This window comes from Clostridioides sp. ZZV14-6150 (genome assembly GCF_020657875.1).
Lineage (GTDB): Bacteria > Bacillota > Clostridia > Peptostreptococcales > Peptostreptococcaceae > Clostridioides.
Genome location: NZ_JAGWDA010000102.1, coordinates 1 through 279, shown reverse-complemented (window position 1 = coordinate 279; position 279 = coordinate 1). Strand labels below are relative to the sequence as shown.

The following is a 279-nucleotide window of genomic DNA, read 5'->3' as shown; positions in this document are numbered from 1 at the left end:
TTATAACTCTGCAAAGATGGGATAATGATGGTAAATTAAAGGCATTTAGAACGCCTACGAATAGAAGGTATTACACTTATGAACAATATCTAGAATATACAGGAATACATAAAGAAACAGATAATAGAAAAATAGTTATTTATACAAGGGTTTCAAGCTCTAATCAAAAAGATAATTTAAAAAATCAAGTTGAATTTCTTAGACAATATGCCAATTCTAAAGGAATAATAGATTAAGAAAATACAAGAAAAAGATTAGAGAGGATGAAGATATTGAAAA

1 pseudogene is annotated in these 279 nt (G+C 26.2%); it reads left to right on the top strand.

From position 1 onward, the window contains the following. Window positions 1-2: 2 nt before the first annotated feature. Window positions 3-230, top strand: a pseudogene (locus KGF41_RS20690) (recombinase family protein); the annotation flags it as partial. Between the last annotated feature and the right edge of the window lie 49 nt (window positions 231-279).